17 protein-coding genes are annotated in these 18,861 nt (G+C 30.3%); 11 read left to right on the top strand and 6 right to left on the bottom strand.

Translation table 11 applies throughout. The annotated features are described in order from the left end of the window. The first annotated feature begins 7 nt into the window (after nucleotides 1–7). From QM495_RS11265 to leuB, 11 genes are all read left to right on the top strand, one after another. On the top strand, nucleotides 8–760 hold the full coding sequence (locus QM495_RS11265) for an SdiA-regulated domain-containing protein (RefSeq protein WP_408672211.1): 753 nt from the start codon (nucleotides 8–10) through the stop codon (nucleotides 758–760). A 32-nt stretch (nucleotides 761–792) separates the two neighbouring features. Next, the gene (locus tag QM495_RS11260) at nucleotides 793–1,434 is read left to right on the top strand and encodes a hypothetical protein (RefSeq protein WP_408672210.1); all 642 of its coding nucleotides are present in this window, start codon (nucleotides 793–795) and stop codon (nucleotides 1,432–1,434) included. A 3-nt stretch (nucleotides 1,435–1,437) separates the two neighbouring features. Then, nucleotides 1,438–1,914, top strand: coding sequence for a CYTH domain-containing protein (locus tag QM495_RS11255; RefSeq protein ID WP_408672209.1), 477 nt, complete (start codon nucleotides 1,438–1,440; stop codon nucleotides 1,912–1,914). A 33-nt stretch (nucleotides 1,915–1,947) separates the two neighbouring features. Then, nucleotides 1,948–3,543 carry an SLC13 family permease gene (locus tag QM495_RS11250; RefSeq protein ID WP_408672208.1) on the top strand — a complete coding sequence of 532 codons (1,596 nt, stop codon included), beginning with the start codon at nucleotides 1,948–1,950 and terminating at the stop codon, nucleotides 3,541–3,543. Nucleotides 3,544–3,609: 66 nt separating this feature from the next. Continuing rightward, nucleotides 3,610–4,176: an adenylate kinase family protein gene (locus tag QM495_RS11245; protein ID WP_408672207.1), complete on the top strand. Its 567-nt coding sequence runs from the start codon at nucleotides 3,610–3,612 to the stop codon at nucleotides 4,174–4,176. 58 nt (nucleotides 4,177–4,234) lie between these two features. Continuing rightward, entirely contained in the window at nucleotides 4,235–5,695 is a 1,461-nt protein-coding gene (locus tag QM495_RS11240) for a hypothetical protein (RefSeq protein ID WP_408672206.1), read from the top strand. 585 nt (nucleotides 5,696–6,280) lie between these two features. Next, nucleotides 6,281–7,681: a 3-isopropylmalate dehydratase large subunit gene (leuC, locus tag QM495_RS11235; protein ID WP_408672205.1), complete on the top strand. Its 1,401-nt coding sequence runs from the start codon at nucleotides 6,281–6,283 to the stop codon at nucleotides 7,679–7,681. Between the two features lie 43 nt (nucleotides 7,682–7,724). Further along, nucleotides 7,725–8,087, top strand: a complete 363-nt coding sequence (locus QM495_RS11230) for a four helix bundle protein (RefSeq protein WP_408672204.1) — start codon at nucleotides 7,725–7,727, stop codon at nucleotides 8,085–8,087. Nucleotides 8,088–8,102: 15 nt separating this feature from the next. Next, entirely contained in the window at nucleotides 8,103–8,699 is a 597-nt protein-coding gene (leuD, locus tag QM495_RS11225) for a 3-isopropylmalate dehydratase small subunit (protein ID WP_408672203.1), read from the top strand. A gap of 72 nt (nucleotides 8,700–8,771) precedes the next feature. Next, nucleotides 8,772–10,289, top strand: coding sequence for an alpha-isopropylmalate synthase regulatory domain-containing protein (locus QM495_RS11220; protein WP_408672202.1), 1,518 nt, complete (start codon nucleotides 8,772–8,774; stop codon nucleotides 10,287–10,289). Nucleotides 10,290–10,401: 112 nt separating this feature from the next. Then, nucleotides 10,402–11,460, top strand: a complete 1,059-nt coding sequence (leuB, locus tag QM495_RS11215; protein WP_408672201.1) for a 3-isopropylmalate dehydrogenase — start codon at nucleotides 10,402–10,404, stop codon at nucleotides 11,458–11,460. Between the two features lie 80 nt (nucleotides 11,461–11,540). On the opposite strand, the gene QM495_RS11210 is transcribed toward leuB, so the two are convergent. From QM495_RS11210 to QM495_RS11185, 6 genes are all read right to left on the bottom strand, one after another. Then, nucleotides 11,541–12,443: a DUF4382 domain-containing protein gene (locus QM495_RS11210; RefSeq protein ID WP_408672200.1), complete on the bottom strand. Its 903-nt coding sequence runs from the start codon at nucleotides 12,441–12,443 to the stop codon at nucleotides 11,541–11,543. Between the two features lie 191 nt (nucleotides 12,444–12,634). Then, nucleotides 12,635–13,054: an HYC_CC_PP family protein gene (locus QM495_RS11205; RefSeq protein ID WP_408672199.1), complete on the bottom strand. Its 420-nt coding sequence runs from the start codon at nucleotides 13,052–13,054 to the stop codon at nucleotides 12,635–12,637. Between the two features lie 136 nt (nucleotides 13,055–13,190). Continuing rightward, nucleotides 13,191–13,643, bottom strand: a complete 453-nt coding sequence (locus tag QM495_RS11200) for a heme-binding domain-containing protein (protein WP_408672198.1) — start codon at nucleotides 13,641–13,643, stop codon at nucleotides 13,191–13,193. Then, nucleotides 13,644–14,285 (bottom strand): DUF3347 domain-containing protein, encoded by a 642-nt coding sequence (locus QM495_RS11195; protein ID WP_408672197.1) that lies wholly within the window; start codon nucleotides 14,283–14,285, stop codon nucleotides 13,644–13,646. It abuts the gene before it with no gap. Between the two features lie 33 nt (nucleotides 14,286–14,318). Then, nucleotides 14,319–16,796: a heavy metal translocating P-type ATPase gene (locus QM495_RS11190; RefSeq protein ID WP_408672196.1), complete on the bottom strand. Its 2,478-nt coding sequence runs from the start codon at nucleotides 16,794–16,796 to the stop codon at nucleotides 14,319–14,321. Between the two features lie 142 nt (nucleotides 16,797–16,938). Next, the coding region (locus tag QM495_RS11185) for a multicopper oxidase domain-containing protein (protein ID WP_408672195.1) at nucleotides 16,939–18,861 on the bottom strand (1,923 nt) is incomplete at its 5' end.

Here is an 18,861-nt window from a genome sequence, read left to right as displayed (position 1 = left end):
TTATAAAATGCTACTATTAAAAAAAGTAATAATTATTTTTTTAGGAATTATTATAAATACTTCTTGCAGTAAAAATAATAATGATATTATTTCCAATAATGATACTCTAGAGTTGGAAGCATCCTATAAAATTGATGTTTTAGAACCTTCGGGTTTGGCAATTAATAGTGCCGGTACTGTTTTATATACGGTAAGTGATAATACGGCTCAAGTGTACAAATTATCAATTACGGGTAATGTTCTACAAACTTTTAGTTATAAAGGGAACGATTTAGAAGGAGTTTCCTCTTTTACTAAAAACAAATTGTTATTAGCAGAAGAAAGAACTAAAGAAATTGTTGTTTTAAATATGGTAACTGGAGAATCTTTAAAACATTCAATTAATTATGAGAATAAGGATGCAAATAGTGGAATTGAAGGAGTTTCGTATGATGCTAACAGCAATACTTTTTTTATCTTAAATGAAAAAAATCCGGGCTTGCTAATTAGATTAAGAGCTGATTTTTCAGTTATTGCAGCATATAAATTAGATTTTGCAAATGATTATTCAGGAATATTCTATGAAAGTTCATCTAACAACCTTTGGATCGTTAGCGATCAAAGTAAAACAATAAACAAATGTTCACTTACAGGAAAAGTAATTAAGAGTTATTCAATTAATGTTACTCAAGCAGAAGGAATTGTAATTTCAAATAATAAAATTTATGTAGTAAGTGATGCAGAAGCAAAATTATATGTATTTAAAAAACCAACCGAGTAATACACCAAATAAAACTAAAAACTAACAATATTATGTCAAAACCAGCAATGAAAATAGGCGAAATATCTAAACCGCGTTTTGAGTTTAGAACTTTTGGTCAAAATTTTGACGAATCGGCTAAATTAATGGCACGATTATCAGGACCTGTACCAAAAAAAGTATGGGAACGAGAATCAGATGAAATTTATATTTTATCTAAAACAAATGATATCAATAATACCAAAATTAGAGATGGAAAAATGGACATCAAAACCTATGTTCAAACTGTAGATGGTTTAGAGCAATGGAATCCTTTAATGAAAGGTGAATTTCCAATCTCAAAAGAAGTTCTAACGCAAGATGTTTTTCCTGCATTTCAAGTTGAAATGCCAGTTTTAACTCAAGATACTTATACGTATGATGAGTTTATGGCTATGATTGATGCGCATCATGATTTACAAGGTGTTAAAGTGCACAAGCAACGTTTTGGATATATGGTAAATAATACCATTTGTGAAGTGGGTAATGTGCTAATTAATGGGGCAAAAGTAATTACCATTAATTCTGAATCAACAGAGTTAGACGATATTAAAAAAACAATAATAGATTGTAAATTAGAAGATTACGAAAACTTAAATTATTTACAAGTTATTAAAAGAATAATAGGCTGGATAAATAAACCTTTAGCAAATTAAATTATGGCAAATCAAGAAATAGAACGTAAATTTCTCGTTAAAGAAGATTATAAAAAATTTGTTTCAAAAGAAACTAAAATTGTACAAGGTTTCCTTTCAACAGTACCTGAGAGAACTGTTAGAATTCGTATTAAGGGAGATAAAGGGTACCTAACAATAAAAGGTATTGGTAATGCAAGTGGAGCTTCAAGATATGAATTTGAAAAAGAAATTAGCATAAGTGATGCCAAAGATTTAATGGCTATTTGTGAACCCGGAGTAATAGATAAAACGCGTTATATTGTACCAGCAACTAATGATTTATTTTTTGAAGTTGATGAATTTTATGGGGAAAATGATGGGTTAACTGTTGCTGAGATAGAATTACCAACAGAAGAAACTACTTTTGAAAAACCAACTTGGTTAGGAAAAGAAGTAACAGGTGATGTTCGTTATTTTAACTCTATGTTAATGAAAAATCCTTATAAGGATTGGAAGTAGAAATTTTTATTTTTGAACTATAAATAATAGAAGATGAACGCAATATTAAAAGATGGTTTTGATGTTTTAGATATGAAAAATTATCGAATGGAGAAACTCCCTAAAAGAGAGAAATCTAAATTTGAAAAGTTTTTGATGTCTATTGGTGCACCGTTGGCAATTATTTCTTTTGTACTAATTTTATTTGTCGTAAAAATTCCTTTTTTAGAGCAAATAGATACAGCAGTATTAAGTGAAAATGCCAAATCAAATTTTAATACTATTGGATTGCAAAATTTCATTTTTTCAAATAAAGCAATGTTAGCTATATTTGTTGCTTCATTAATTTTATGGATAACGGAAGCAATTCCAAATTATCTAACTTCATTAATATTAATAATAGCATTAGTACTAACGCACGTTCTTTCAGAAAAGGTAGCTTATGCGCAATTAGGGCATAAAGTAATGTGGTTAAATATAATGTCATTTGTTTTGGCAAGTATGCTGGTTGCTACAGGTGTTGCAAAAAGGTTTGCGCTTTGGTTTATTATTAAGTTTGGTAAAAACTCATCATCTATTATTTTAAGTTTTTTGGTTATTAATCTTGTTTTATCATTATTTATATCTGCCACAACTGCAAAGTCAGCTATTTTGTTACCTGTATTTATGGTTGTTGCCGCTATTTATGGCGCTTCAAATGGTAGCAAAAATAATGCTGGAAGAAATATTTTACTTCAAAACTTATTTCAAAATAATATGGGTGCCAGTTCATTTTTAACAGGATCAGGAGCTAATTTATTAGCAGCTTCATTAATTGCAGGTGCTATTGGTACAGATATATTTTTTTCAGAATGGATGGTAGCTTCATTACCTGTAGCGTTAGGTTTAATGATAATTGCATGGATAATTGGTGTTAAAGTGCTATTCCCTATAAAAAAAGAGGACAGAAAACCGAGTATTGTTGGAGGTATGGAAAGTTTAAAAAAAGACTTAGATGCTTTGGGTAAAATGTCATTTAATGAAATAAAATCAATCGTAATTTTTGTAAGTATTTTAGCTTTGTGGGTAACAGATAGGTGGCACGGAATAAGTCCTACAGCTGTGGCATTTGTAGGAGCAATTGTTGCGTTGTTGCCAAGAATAGGTATTGTAAAATGGAATGATGTGGATATACCTTGGCATTTATTGTTATTCTCAGCAGGTGCCTATACATTAGGAGCAGGATTTAAAGTTACAGATCTTCCTTCAATTTCAGTAAATGCGGCATTTGACGCGATGGGATTTGGTGTTGACACACCATTTTGGATACTTTATATGGTTCTTACTTTTGCCATGGTATTTAGTGCTTTATTTATGCAGTCTAAAACCATGAGATCCATGATATTTATTCCCATCGCTATAGGTGTTGCCGTTCGCTTTGATTATCCTATCATGAGTTTGGCATTTCCAGTTGCTTTACTTATAGAACATGTGTACACATTACCTTTTAATAGCAAACCAGCATTACTATTATATTCTACAAATCATTATAGCATGACTGATGGTTTTAAATTTGGTATTACAATGCAGGTAATTGCTTGGATTACATCGTTATTAATGGCAATGACATATTTTAAATGGTTAGGGATTACACCTAACGGATTATTTTAATCAAAATTTGGCTATAATTAGATATTAACAATATTTTTATTGCGGAATTAATCACAAAATTAAATCATGAAAATAGTAATAATCACAGGCCCACCATATTCTGGGAAGGGGACACAATGCCGAATTTTAAAAGAAAAATTGGGTTATAATCATATTTCTACAGGAGATCAATGTAGAATTGAAAAAGAAAATAACACAGCCATTGGTAAAATATTGTCTGAATATGAAGAAAAAGGTGATTTAGTTCCGGATGCCATTATTAAAGATCTATTTGAAAAAGTAATTGATAAAAATTTAAAGGGAGAAGGAATTATTCTTGATGGATATCCAAGAACTATTTCTCAAGTAAAAGATTTAATAAAACTGGTAACGCTAAAAGAACTGAAAATAAAAAAAGTAGTACATATAAATGTACCTCACAACGAACTTTTAGTTAGAGCTCAAAAAAGAGCTGAAACATCAAACAGAATTGATGATAAAGATGTTAGAATTCATAAGAAAAGAATTGAAATTTATAAAGAATTTACACAACCAGCAATTGAATTTATGAAGTTAAAACTTAACTTTATTGAAGTTGACGGATTGGGGGAAATTGATAAAATTACTATGAAAATAATACAAAACTTGAAGTAAGAATAGAAGTTAGGATTTTGTAGTTTTTCAAAACACACACTAATGAATTAGAAAATTTATGATACAAGATAGTATAAAAATTCATGATGATTTTTCGGTTGAGGTAAAACTTATTTATGAAAATATTTTTAAACGAAAAAAAACAAAATACGATACAATTACCTATCTTTTTATTCCAAATGGCCTAAATATCAACAGCCAAACGTATACAAAAGCTAAGTTTTATAACGATGTTAAAGTGTATGTTAGATATAATGCCCCACACTACAAATTAAATGAAATATTAAGTTTAAAAACAAGCCCTTTAAATCAGCTAACATCAATAGTACAAAAGTTAAATTCAGATAAAAAAACAAAAAAACACAGTTTAGAATTTGAATCGAGCGTAAAAATGTTAGGTGCTATTTTAAACAATACATTGAATGATGAAATTTTAAATATTAAAAAATATAAAGAAAATTACACATTAGAATTCCTACAAACACTTCATCAAATTATAACAAGCTATAGAGTTTTTGTTAAAAAAAATGAAAACGTGAAACTAAAGAAAGAGTTAAGAAAAATTCTAAAACTAGGTGATGAATATATAAGTAATATTACAAACTATTATTTAATTAGATTTCATGACTTTTGTATAAACATCAATGTTGAAAAAGAGAATTTAAAAACAGTAATTCAGTTTATTTCGGAAGAACAAAAATACAGAAAGACTAAAAATTATGATGCTGATGATGAAGATGATTTTTATGATGAATCACTGCTTCATAAACGAAGTCAGCTTAAAAAATACATTGAAGGTGTTCTTTTTTTAAGTCGTGATATTAGAAAAGATGGTACTTTTTTTGAGCAATCAGTTTTTGCAATATCTGCGGGTATTGCCATGGTTTTTTCAACAGGTATTGCATTTTATTATCAGTTAATTTATGGAAATTTCACTTTACCGTTTTTTATTGCTTTAGTTATAGGCTATATGTTTAAAGACAGGATAAAATGGCTTATAGGTTTACTCTTTATTAGCAAATCAAACTCGTTATTTTATGATTATAAAGTAAAAATAAAAGATTCAAAAAATAATAATATTGGTAAAATAAAAGAAAATTTTACGTTTGTACCTTTAAATAAGCTTGGCTTAAAAGTAAAGGCACACAGATTTAAAGATAATTTATTGAAAACAAATTATGATTTGAATGGAGAGCAAATTGTACAATACAAAAAGAAAATTATTTTGTATCCTAGTAAATTTGGAAAGGAAATATCAGACGATAGATTGAATAGCTTAGCAGATATTACTCGAATAAATTTAAACAGATTTATTTCTCAAATGGATGACCCTAAAAAGGAATATTCGCTTGTTAAAAAAGGTAAAATTATGACAAGAGTTGGTAACAAAATATATCATATTAATATCATTCAAAAGTTTTATACCGAAAATGGTATAGAATTTAAACGATATAGAGTAATTATGAATAGAAAAGGAATTAAACGCATTGAAAAAGTAAAGTTAGATCAACTAGTATAACTTCCCTTTTAATTTAGAAACTTTAACTACTCTCAAAAAATATAAACCCTCTATTATTTTTTAAAAACTCAATATAAGTTATATAATAAAAGGTTGGAATATTATGAATATTAAGTAACAAAACGAAAAATATTTTTTTTGAATGTCGTAGTATGCTATCAATTTGAAATTAATAGAATTAAATAAAATACCAATTAATTTCTTTAAAAAAACGGAACCTGATAACTTTAAAATAAAAACTAATTAAACTTTACTATTATAAATAGTTAATAAAAAAGAGCATTAAAATAAAATTAACTTAATAATTGTTAATTATTAGTACAAAAAAATGTCAAATAAATAAAATGTCATTTTTTTATTTTTTACTATTATCAAATTAAAAAAGCAACAGTTAAATTAAAACAAAACAATTTAACAAGCTTGTAATTATTCAGGAACAATAATAGTTATCGAAAAAACTATTTGGGTATCGTATAAAACAAGTTATAAAGTTGATAATTTTTCTCCATTCATTAAATTTGCTGCCGTTGTTTTACTATAGTTTTTAAACGAAGTAAAAATTAATTACAATAAAAAATAATATAAATGAGTTCAACACTATTTGATAAAATTTGGGATTCACATGTAATTCGTAAAATTAATGACGGACCAGATGTGCTATTTATAGACAGGCATTTAATTCATGAAGTGACTAGTCCAGTAGCTTTTTTAGGATTAAAAAGTAGAAATAATAGCGTTTTATTTCCAAATAAAACATTTGCAACTGCAGACCATAACACTCCAACCATAAATCAACATTTACCTGTCGAAGATCCGTTATCCGCAAATCAGTTAAAAGCACTTGAGGAAAATTCAGCCGAATGGGGGATTTCTCATTGGGGATTAGGGCATCAACAAAATGGAATTGTACACGTTGTAGGTCCAGAATATGGTATTACACTTCCAGGTGCAACAATTGTTTGTGGTGATTCGCATACCTCAACACACGGTGCTTTTGGTGCTGTAGCCTTTGGTATAGGAACTTCTGAAGTTGAAATGGTACTTTCTTCGCAATGTATTATGCAACCTAAACCTAAAAAAATGCGTATTAGTGTAAATGGTGAGCTTGGGTTTGGAGTTACACCAAAAGATGTTGCATTGTTCATTATTTCTAAGTTAACAACTTCGGGGGCAACAGGTTATTTTGTTGAATATGCTGGAGATGTATTTAAAAATATGACGATGGAAGGAAGAATGACGGTTTGTAATTTAAGTATTGAAATGGGTGCTCGTGGTGGGTTAATTGCACCAGATGAGAAAACATTTGAATATATAAAAGACAAACAATTTACTCCAAAAAACGCAGATTGGGATACGGCTATGACGTATTGGAAAACACTAAAAACTGATAAAAATGCTTCTTTTGAGAAGGAACTTTCTTTTAGTGCTAATGAAATAGAACCTATGATTACGTATGGAACTAATCCTGGAATGGGAACAGGAATTTCAAATACTATACCAACAGCCAATCAAGTTGAAGGTGGAGCAATTACCTATAAAAAATCATTAGATTATATGGGGTTTTCAGAGGGTGAATCTATGATTGGTAAACCCGTTGATTATGTTTTCTTAGGAAGTTGTACAAATGGTAGAATTGAAGATTTCAGAGCGTTTGCGTCTATCGTAAAAGGAAGAAAAAAAGCAGCTAATATTACTGCTTGGTTAGTACCAGGTTCACATATTGTGGAATCAAAAATAAAGGAAGAAGGTTTGTTAACTATTTTTATAGATGCAGGTTTTGTATTACGTGAACCAGGTTGTTCAGCTTGTTTAGCAATGAACGACGATAAAGTACCAGCAGGTAAAGTTGCGGTGAGTACTTCTAACAGAAACTTTGAAGGACGTCAAGGCCCTGGATCAAAAACCTTATTAGCAAGTCCGTTAGTTGCAGCTGCAACAGCAGTAACAGGTGTTGTAACTGATCCAAGAACTCTTTTAAAAAGCTAATAGCTGTTGGCTAGTTAGCTTTTTGCTTTGTAAACTAATAAATGTGAGAAACTTTAGAAAATATCTAGTTTGGGAATTAGGACATCAAATTACATTAGATGTTTATAAATTAACAACTAGTTTTCCTAAAGATGAACAATACGGATTAACAAGTCAAATGAGAAGAGCTTCATCTTCAGTTCCAGCAAATATTGCCGAAGGCTGTGGAAGAGAAAGTGAAGTTGAATTTAAAAGGTTTCTTGTTATTGCAAATGGCTCAGCAACAGAGTTAGAATATTTTTTAATTCTTGTGAAAGATTTAAATTTTGTTTCAGAAGTAGATATTAACGATTTAGCTGGAAAAGTAGATCAGCTAAAAAGAAGTTTAAATAAATTAATAAGTAAAATAAATGCTACCAGCAAGTAGCCAAAAGCAAATAATATGGCTTACGATAAATTCGAAATATTAAAAAGTACAGCAATTCCATTACCTATTGAGAATGTAGATACAGATCAAATTATTCCTGCTCGTTTCTTAAAAGCAACTGAACGTAAAGGATTTGGAGATAATCTTTTTAGAGATTGGAGATACAATCCCGATAATACACCTAAAGAACAATTTGTTTTTAATAACCCAATTTATAAAGGTAAAATTTTGGTTGGAGGGAAAAACTTTGGTTCAGGTTCTTCAAGAGAACATGCTGCTTGGGCAGTTTATGACTATGGTTTTAGATGTGTTGTTTCAAGTTTTTTTGCAGATATTTTCAGAGGAAATTGTTTAAATATTGGGGTATTACCAGTGCAAGTAAGTGCTGATTTTTTGGATCAAATTTTTAAAGCAATTGAATCAAATCCTGCAAGCGAAATTGAAATTGATTTACCAAAACAAGCTATCACAATAGTAGCAACTGGAGTGCAAGATTTTTTTGAAATAAATAGTTATAAAAAAGAAAACATACTAAATGGCTATGATGATATTGATTATTTAACAAAAATGAAACCTGAAATAGAAAAGTTTGCAGAAACAAGACCTTTTTAATTTTCGTTCTTTTTGATAAGATTCTGAAACAAGTTCAGAATGACGTTAATTTTTTAATTGAATTCTACCTACATGAAAAAAAGAAAAATTGAAATAATGGACACCACACTTCGCGATGGTGAACAAACATCTGGAGTGTCATTTCCTTCATCGGAAAAATTAACGATTGCAAAATTATTGTTAGAAGAACTAAATGTTGATAGAATTGAAGTTGCATCAGCGAGAGTGTCAGAAGGTGAATTTCAAGCCGTAAAATCAATTACAGATTGGGCATCAAAAAATAACTATATCAATCAAGTTGAAATGTTAACTTTTGTTGATGGTGGAAAATCGATAGATTGGATGATTAATGCAGGAGCTAAAGTGCAAAACTTATTAACAAAAGGCTCTATAAATCATTTAAAACATCAGTTAAAAAAAACTCCAGAACAACATTTTTTAGAAATAAAGGAAGTTATAAACTTAGCAAATAATGCAGGAATAACAACCAATGTATATTTAGAAGATTGGAGTAATGGAATGCATAATTCACCGGAATATGTTTTTCAGTTTTTAGATTTTTTAGCAACTCAACCAATTGAAAGAATTTTATTACCAGATACTTTGGGTGTTTTAACACCTTCAGAAACATATACGTATTTTTCTAAAATAACAGCAAAATATCCAACTATTCATTTCGATTTTCACGCTCATAACGATTATGATTTAAGTGTGGCTAATGTTATGGAATCTATAAAAGCGGGTGCAAAAGGGTTACATTTAACAGTGAATGGCATGGGAGAAAGAGCAGGAAATGCTCCAATGGCAAGTGTTGTTGCTGTAATTAACGATTTCTTTAAAAATGAAGTTGAAATACAAGTAAAAGAAACTTCATTATATTCAGTAAGTAAGTTAATTGAAACATTTTCAGGTGTTAGAATTCCGTCAAATAAACCAGTTGTAGGAGATAATGTATTTACACAAACAGCCGGAATTCATGCGGATGGAGATAATAAGAATAATTTATATTTTAACGATTTAATGCCAGAACGTTTTGGTAGAAAACGTAAATACGCTTTAGGAAAAACTTCAGGTAAAGCAAATATTGAAAAGAACCTTCAAGAGCTTGGATTAGAATTAAATACAGTTGATTTATTAAAAGTAACTCAACGAATTATTGAGTTAGGTGATAAAAAAGAATTAGTTACTAAAGAAGATTTACCTTACATTATTTCAGATGTTTTGGAGAGTAGTTTGTATGAAGAGAGAATTACAGTTGAATCTTATGTGTTAACTCATTCAAAAGGGTTAAAACCTTCTACTACAGTTGCTGTTAAAATTGATGGTAATTTGTATGAAGAACATGCACAAGGAGATGGACAATTTGATGCTTTTATGAATGCACTTAGAAAATTGTATAAAAAGAAGGGTATGACGATGCCTAATTTGGTAGATTATGCAGTTCGTATTCCTCCAGGAAGTACTTCGGCAGCACTATGTGAAACTATTATTACTTGGCAAAGTGAAACAAATAAATTTATAACACGAGGTTTAGATTGTGATCAAACAGTATCTGCAATTAAAGCAACTCAAAAAATGTTAAATATATAATTAAAATGACTATTTTAATATTTCGTTAACCTGAATTCGATTCAGGTTCTTATGATGAGATTCTGAAACAAGTTCAGAATGATGATAAATTTTTATAAAAAAACTACAAATTATGAAATTAAACATAGCGCTTTTAGCAGGAGACGGAATTGGTCCTGAAGTGATTGAACAGGCAGTAAAAGTATGTGATGCTGTAGCTGTAAAATTTAATCATGAAATTAATTGGATACCAGCTTTAACAGGAGCAGCAGCGATTGATGCAGTTGGTGAGCCTTATCCAGATGAAACCCATGAAATATGTGTAAATGCAGATGCAGTATTGTTTGGTGCAATTGGACATCCAAAATATGATAATAATCCTTCAGCAAAAGTTCGCCCAGAGCAAGGATTATTAAAAATGCGTAAAAAATTAGGTCTGTTTGCTAATGTGCGTCCAACATTTACGTTTCCATCATTAATAGATAATTCACCTTTAAAAAGAGAGCGTATTGAAGGAACAGATTTAGTGTTTTTAAGAGAATTAACTGGAGGAATTTATTTTGGAGAAAAAGGAAGAAAAGATAATGGAGAAACGGCTTTTGACAACTGTGTGTATACTAGAGTAGAAGTACAACGATTAGCTAAAAAAGGGTTTGAATTAGCCATGACACGTACTAAAAAATTATGTTGTGTTGATAAAGCAAATGTACTAGAAACATCACGTTTATGGAGAGAAACGGTACAAGCAATGGAAAAAGACTACCCAGAAGTTGAGGTTTCTTATGAATTTGTTGATGCTGTTGCTATGCGTTTGGTACAATGGCCAAATTCTTATGACGTATTAATTACCGAAAATTTATTTGGAGATATTTTAACCGATGAAGCTTCAGTAATTTCAGGATCAATGGGATTAATGCCATCAGCTTCTGTTGGAGAAAAACATTATTTATACGAGCCAATTCACGGTTCATACCCTCAAGCAGCAGGTAAGGATATTGCAAATCCATTAGCAACTATATTATCTGCGGCAATGATGTTTGAAGATGCTTTTAGCTTAAAAGAGGAAGCTGAAGCGATTAAAAATGTAGTAAATAAATCACTAGCTAAAGGTGTGGTTACGGAAGATTTATCGGGCAATACCAAAGCTTACAAAACTAGTGAAGTAGGAGATTGGTTAGTTCAGCATCTATAATGATAATAAAAATGCGGGATAGTGTCCCGCATTTTTATTATAGTAACTGATTTACCTTATTGTTATTTAGTAAATATTGATTAATTTGAAGTTATCATATTAAAATTCACGCTTAAAGTAGAATTTGACATCATATTCAATTCCCCCATATTTTGTTCATTTCCAATAGGATCCATCATATAACCTTCTAATTCAATTTCAATTGTATACATTCCTTCTGGAATTCCAATTAAAGCATAATGGCCATTTGAATTTGAGTGTGTACTCGTATAAAATTCACCATTATGCTTTAATGTAATAGTTGCATTTGGTAAATTTTCATTCATGTCTTGGACAGCTCCACTTATTGTTCCTGCATTTGACATATCTATAAAACGCATTGTAGGCATAAATGTAAATCCTGACATATTCATCATCATTCCATTGCCATTATTTACAAAATTTACACCTTCTAACATAAATGATTGATCTACATCAATATCTAAAAGAAATTCACTCATGTTTCCCTCTGAAATTGTTAAAAAATGATCTAATTGAATATCTACACTTCTATTTGAACTATTTAATATCATACCATTTTGCATCATGCCATTTCCAGAATATCCATCTTGGCTCATATTATAAGTAAATGAATCTCCATTTACCATTTCCATTTCGGTTGAAGAAATGTAAAAACGTATCAAATCATAATCTCCCATAGGTATTTCAACATTTGCCATGGTTGAAGTAATACCGTTTACTAGTTCTAATAAATTATATTTCATTGGAGTATCCATGATAGTCATCATAGAATTAATATCGGTACTGTTTCCAATTTCAATTTTGTCAATCATAACACTTGCCGATATAAACTGATTATAATGCATTGGTGCATCTGTAAGTTTTAATGAAAGTGTTCCCGTTGGATCTGCTGTATTATCATTTGAACAGCTTATTGTAATTATTCCAATAATTGCGATTAAAAAATATTTTATATTTTTCATTTTTTTTATAATTTTTTTTACTTAAAAGGGTTACTTTTTATTTTTTACCCTTGAATATTATTAGTTGTTTTAAATTGAGTAATGGGTCTTTTATTATAAATTAAACAAGTATTTCATTTAAAAAATATAAAAGATAATTGAAGTTAAAGCACATTGTTTTTGTAAATAACAAGCACTAAATAATTAGGGAATCAAACGCGGAAACATTGTATAAAAACTAGGATATTCCGGGTAATCAATGGGGGAGAGTAGTCTTTATAATAAGAATGGTTATTTGTTAAACTAACATATATACCTTCATTATGTAAAGTGTTATCAGGTATTGTTATAAGTTGTTGAAAATCAATATGATAATCAGGGCTGATTCTAAATATGTTAGCAATTTTAAATTGTTGACTACTTGAACAACAAGTATCTTTTAAAACTGCAAGACTTGGATTTTCTACCTCACAAGTTGGCATATCCATATCACAAATTTCAGCTTTACCAAACAATGAAAAATGTTTTAACTTACCCTCACAATAATGTTTATCAATTATTATAAAAGATGAGGAGAACAATACTAAGATTGTTAAAACAATCGCCGTTATTTTAGCATATAGATTATTCATTTTTTAGTGTGACTTAAGTTACAAATTTAAAAGTTTTTATTATTATATAGAGTGATATTTATCATAATTAAATACATTGATTTTAAGAGTGTTAAATGTTCTAACGATGTAATCTTTATAACCAATTTTATTTTTTTTAAAGGTTATCTCTTAGTTTGTTTATCCAAACTATAATTTGCTCTTTATCAGCATTAGAAAGTTTAGCATCCTTGTGAATTATAGTATAAGATTGCATTGGCATCTTCTTATCTTTAATTTGACTGACAAGAGACTTTAGCTTATTTTTTTGTTTCCGTTTAGAATACGAACCAAATTCACTAAAATTAAATTCTTTTTTTCCTTCTTTTATGTGGTTTTCTAACAGCCAACTTATTGGCTGAATTTTATTATACCAAGGGTAATTTGTATTATTACTATGGCAATCATAGCATGATTTTTCAAACATTTTTTGGATATTGGCTGGAACAGTAAAAGTTTTAGAAAAATCTGTTTCTAAAACTTTAGTACTCCGATTGCGTTTTGTGGGTATAAATTGTATACCCACAAACACAATCAATAAAAAAAGAACTATTTTTTTTATTTTCTTCATTTAGTTAATTTGCTTTTCAACATTTCCACATGAGATCATTTTGCTACCAAAAAACGGATTTTTAATTTCTTTATATTCACTAAGCCATATAGCACCTTTCCCTTCTCCAGCCATAGGGCATTTACTTTGGTATAATGTTTTGTCTGTTCCTAACAATGCAATCAGGTCATTAACATCTACACTTAAATTTTCAAAATGCTCTCTTTGATGGTCAATAGGGCTTTTAACAATATGCTCTGCTTGTTCTTTTGCATCTTCAATAATCTCCATATATTCTTTATGTTGAGTGTCGTTTAATTGAGACATATCAAAATCTGCAAAAGCAGTAAGCATCATTGTTCCGCCTTTTGCAGCACCTTCTTTGCTATCTTTCACCAATGCATTTTTTATTTGTAAATAGCTATCAATGATAGCAGATGTTGCACCATTTTTTTGAGTAGTTGCATTAATATTTCTTTCTTCTTTTGAAGAATTTTCACCCGTTGTAGCATCGTGGTCGTGGTTATCATGGTCATGACTTTCAGCTTTTTCCATATTCATTTCTGAAGGTTGCATACTGTTAGATTCTGCTTGCTTTTTGTCATTTTTACAAGCACTTAAAAATAATACTGAAAGTACTATTACATACATTGATTTTTTCATTTGTTTTGATTTTTAATAGTTAATTATAATTATTTAAATTTTTACACTTCGTAACCTTAGTGAATTTGCAATTACTGAAACAGAGCTAAAGCTCATTGCTGCAGCTGCAATCATAGGTGATAGTAATAAGCCAAATACAGGGTATAATAATCCTGCGGCAATAGGAACTCCTAGAATATTATAAATAAAAGCAAAAAATAAATTTTGTTTAATGTTTTTCATTACTGCTTTCCCAAGGTTTACTGCTTTTACAATACCTAATAAATCGCCTTTTACGAGTGTTACTTCACTACTCTCAATTGCAACATCCGTTCCTGTTCCCATAGCAATACCTATTTCTGCTTGAGCTAATGCAGGAGCATCATTAATACCATCTCCAGCCATGGCAACTATTTTTCCTTCAGCTTGTAATTTTTCAATTACTCTTAATTTATCTTCTGGTAAACATTCTGCCTGAAAATCGGATAAATGCAATTGTTCTGCTACATATTTAGCAGTAAGTTTGTTATCACCAGTTAACATAATAACCTCAATTCCTTCTTTTTGAAGTATTGCAATTGCTTCTTTACTAGTCTCTTTAATAGCATCAAAAATAGTAACATAGCCTTCCACTTTTTTATTTACAGAAATATAGGATACTGTTTTACCTTGCTCTTGTTCTGAAATTACTTTACTATTTATTTCTTCTGGAATAGTAGCTTTAACGTGTTCCATTAATTTGTCGTTACCAAGTGCTATTTGTTTTCCTTCTACGGTACCAATAACACCTTTACCCATTACAGCTTCAAAGTTTTTTGATTCTTGAAGATTGCTGTTTTTTTCTTTTCCGAATGCAACAATTGCTTCCGCTAATGGGTGCTCACTATATTGATTTAAAGAAACAATATATTCTAATAAATTCGCATCAAATTTATTGGAAGTATTCACAACCTTTTCAACGGATGGTTTTCCTTCTGTAATTGTTCCTGTTTTATCGGTAATTAAAACATCCACTTTGTTTAGATTTTCTAAAGCTTCGGCATTTTTAATTAAGACACCATTTTGAGCTCCTTTTCCAACGCCTACCATTACCGACATTGGAGTTGCTAATCCCAATGCACAAGGGCAGGCAATTATCAATACTGCAATTGCATTTACAAAAGCGTAAGCCATTGCAGGTTCTGGTCCAAAATAGCGCCAAACAACAAAGGTAATTATAGCTACTGTTATAACAATTGGTACAAAATACTTGGATATTTTATCAGCTAATTTTTGTATTGGTGCACGAGAACGACTTGCATTATTAACCATTTGAATAATTTGAGAAAGCAAAGTTTCTGAACCTACTTTTTCGGCTTGCATTACAAATGATTTGGTTCCGTTTATTGTTCCTGAACTAACTTGATCTCCAATATTTTTATCTACAGGAATAGGTTCTCCTGTAATCATACTTTCATCTACATTACTATGTCCTTTGGTTATTTTTCCATCAACCGGAATTTTATCACCTGGTTTTACTCTCAATAAATCCCCTTTTTTAATATCGTGAATGGATATTACTTTATCTCCTTCTGAAGTTACTAAAGTAGCTTCTGTAGGAGCTAATTTTAACAACTCTTTTATGGCGCCACTAGTTTGACTGTGGGCTTTTGCTTCTAATAATTGACCTAATAATACTAAAGTTAAAATTACAGTTACTGCTTCAAAATAAACGAAAACAGTTCCGTTTTCTGTTTTAAATTGATCTGGAAAAACATCTGGAAATAGCAATGCAAAAATGCTAAATAGGAAAGCAATTCCTGAACCAATTCCTATTAAGGTGAACATGTTTAAATTCCAAGTAACAATAGATTTATAAGCTCTTTCAAAAAACATCCAACAAGCATAAAACACTACTGGGAGCGAAAGCACTAGCTGAATCCAATTCCAAGTAATTTGACTAAATATTTTACTCAAAGGATTGCCCGGAATTAAATCTCCCATAGCAATTAAAAAAACAGGAACTGTAAATAAAACAGCCCATTTCATTTTTTTAAGTAGCTTATTATATGTTTTATCTTCTTCACTTTCGGTAGGTTCCATAGGAATTAAATCCATACCACATATTGGGCAAGCTCCTGGTCCGTCTTTTATTACTTCAGGATGCATGGAACAGGTGTATTGTACGGATGTAACTGCTTTTGGTTGTTCAACCAAGTCCATACCACAAACAGGACAACCTACTTGCGAAGTATATGTTTTTTCTCCTTCACAGTGCATTGGACAGTAAAAAACACCGTTTCCATCAACCGGTTTTTTAGCTTCAGCGTGTTTTTCGTGACCGGGCATTTCTATGGTATAATGTAATCCTGCTTTAAGCAAGGTTTCTTGCAGTTTTTCTAAGGAAACGTGTGAAGTCATTTCAACAACAACTTCTTCTTTTTTTAAATTGGCTGAAACTTTAGTTACGTCATTTAAATTACCTAAAGCATCTTCTACATTAGTTTTGCAACCAGTGCAGGTCATTCCAGTAATTTTATAGGTATGTTTCATAATTAGTGGTATATATATTTAAAATATAAAAGTCATTATTTAATAGAAACTATATGTACATTATTTAGTTTATTATTTATAAAATTTAGTATTCTTTATTTCTGAAATAAATAGAAAAGATAAATACAATCATAACAAATTTTTAAAACCGAACAGATAATCCTCCTCCAGCACCAAAACGATTGTCGTAACCTGCCATTAAAGAAAAATTTCTTGATAACAGATATTCTGCACCAGCACTCCATACAGTTTCAGATAAGTAATTTTTATCAACAGGAAAATCATTAATAATTCCAAAATCAAACTGATATTCATAATAACCAAAAATTGAAAATCTTGAAAAGAGAGTTAGGCTTCTTTCAATAGAAATTCTTGGTCTTAGTTGACTATCAATTCGAGTATCTAAACTGAAAAGGTAAGGAGTTAAATATCGAATTCCGGCAACTGCTGTTGTGGTAAATTCATCTAACGAATTGGATACCTCATTTTCTATATTAACACCTCCAAAAATTCGTAAATAATCGTGTAAATAATATTCGTAGGTAAATTCGGCTTCCAAATTTTCATTCCATCCATATTCAAAAGAAACATTAAATTGATTTCTAATATTTGATGTTGAAGCATTTAAAGAAATTGCATTTGAAGCTGCATCTAATAATCCCCAAGTATAATATCGGTCTGTTTCGGCAATTAAATCTTTTACAGGATAGCCTTTCATTCGGGTATCTGCAGGAGTATCGTAACTAATTACACGTGCCATTCCACCCATCATATGGTATAAAATATGACAATGAAAAAACCAGTCGCCATATTCATTTCCATAGAATTCTATGGTAACCGATTCCATTGGAGGGACATTAACTGTATGTTTTAATGGTGAATATTCTCCGTTTTTATTTAACACTCTAAAAAAGTGACCGTGTAAATGCATTGGGTGATGCATCATTGTTAAATTGTTGAGCGTGATTCTAGTTACTTGATTTCCTTTTATTTTAATTTTATCGGCTTCAGATAATGGCACACCGTTTATACTCCATATATAACGTTGCATATTTCCGGTAAGATTTAGTAATATTTCTTTTACGGGAATGTCTTTATCAAAATTTGTTTTTTTAGGTGATTTTAGATAATCATACGTATAAGGAGAAGTGTTTTTTTTAGTCTCCATTTTCATTGAAGTTTCTTCTTTTACTGAAGTTTCTTCTGGCATTTTCATTGTACCTGAACCTTTCATTTTCATACCAGACATTTCTTTATCACTCATTTGCATGCCATATTCCTTTTTCATTTCGTAACGTTCATCTTTTTTAGGACGGAATTTTAAAGCGTGTGCTCCCATTTTCATATCCATTTTTGCCATTTTCATCATCATTCCAATTTTATCGGGACGTGGAATATCTGGTGCTTTTAGGATTTCTCCATTTCCTAAAAAGGAGGAAGCAGTTCCCGAACCATCTTGCGCAGTAATTTTAAATTCAATTTTTCCATTTTCTGGTATGGTTACAATATAATCGTACGCTTCTGCAATGGCGATAAAAGTTTTATTCTTTTTTACAGGAACAATATCTAATCCATCTACGGAAACTAATGTAGGATCGCCACCTCCAAAAGTCATCCAAAATGAAGTGGAAGCACCACCATCTATAATTCGCAATCGTACTTTTTCTCCTGGTTTAAAATTGGGGTAATCAATAGATTCTTCACCATTAATTAAAAAGGCTGGGTAATAAATATCGGCAATATCAGCACCTTCCATTCGCTGTTTCCAAAAATTCATTTGGGCTCCAAAAGCACCTCTTTTTATTACTTGGTTTAAAGGTGTTGAAGTTCCTTTTCTGTAATTATACCATTCGTTTCCTCGTTTGAGGTTTCGTAAAATACTCATTGGTTTTTCATTGGTCCAATCGGAAAGCATTAATACTAATTCTTTATCGTACGTTAGCGTTTCTTTTTTTGGATGAATTACAAACGAACCAAAAACGCCCACTTGCTCTTGCAACATTGTATGTCCGTGATACCAGTAAGTACCAGATTGTTTGATGGCAAACTCGTATTTTAAAGTATG

It is taken from the genome of Lutibacter sp. (assembly GCF_046055765.1).
Lineage (GTDB): Bacteria > Bacteroidota > Bacteroidia > Flavobacteriales > Flavobacteriaceae > Lutibacter.
The sequence above is the reverse complement of the archived record's forward strand: the minus strand, read 5'-3'. Positions and strand labels throughout refer to the sequence as shown.

Excerpts from the sequence above, each read along its gene's own strand:
- QM495_RS11265 (WP_408672211.1), top strand. The coding sequence starts at position 8 with ATGCTACTATTAAAAAAAGTAATAATTATTTTTTTAGGAATTATTATA.
- QM495_RS11260 (WP_408672210.1), top strand. The coding sequence starts at position 793 with ATGTCAAAACCAGCAATGAAAATAGGCGAAATATCTAAACCGCGTTTT.
- QM495_RS11255 (WP_408672209.1), top strand. The coding sequence starts at position 1,438 with ATGGCAAATCAAGAAATAGAACGTAAATTTCTCGTTAAAGAAGATTAT.
- QM495_RS11250 (WP_408672208.1), top strand. The coding sequence starts at position 1,948 with ATGAACGCAATATTAAAAGATGGTTTTGATGTTTTAGATATGAAAAAT.
- QM495_RS11245 (WP_408672207.1), top strand. The coding sequence starts at position 3,610 with ATGAAAATAGTAATAATCACAGGCCCACCATATTCTGGGAAGGGGACA.
- QM495_RS11240 (WP_408672206.1), top strand. The coding sequence starts at position 4,235 with ATGATACAAGATAGTATAAAAATTCATGATGATTTTTCGGTTGAGGTA.
- leuC (WP_408672205.1), top strand. The coding sequence starts at position 6,281 with ATGAGTTCAACACTATTTGATAAAATTTGGGATTCACATGTAATTCGT.
- leuD (WP_408672203.1), top strand. The coding sequence starts at position 8,103 with ATGGCTTACGATAAATTCGAAATATTAAAAAGTACAGCAATTCCATTA.
- QM495_RS11220 (WP_408672202.1), top strand. The coding sequence starts at position 8,772 with ATGAAAAAAAGAAAAATTGAAATAATGGACACCACACTTCGCGATGGT.
- leuB (WP_408672201.1), top strand. The coding sequence starts at position 10,402 with ATGAAATTAAACATAGCGCTTTTAGCAGGAGACGGAATTGGTCCTGAA.
- QM495_RS11210 (WP_408672200.1), bottom strand. The coding sequence starts at position 12,443 with ATGAAAAATATAAAATATTTTTTAATCGCAATTATTGGAATAATTACA.
- QM495_RS11205 (WP_408672199.1), bottom strand. The coding sequence starts at position 13,054 with ATGAATAATCTATATGCTAAAATAACGGCGATTGTTTTAACAATCTTA.
- QM495_RS11200 (WP_408672198.1), bottom strand. The coding sequence starts at position 13,643 with ATGAAGAAAATAAAAAAAATAGTTCTTTTTTTATTGATTGTGTTTGTG.
- QM495_RS11195 (WP_408672197.1), bottom strand. The coding sequence starts at position 14,285 with ATGAAAAAATCAATGTATGTAATAGTACTTTCAGTATTATTTTTAAGT.
- QM495_RS11190 (WP_408672196.1), bottom strand. The coding sequence starts at position 16,796 with ATGAAACATACCTATAAAATTACTGGAATGACCTGCACTGGTTGCAAA.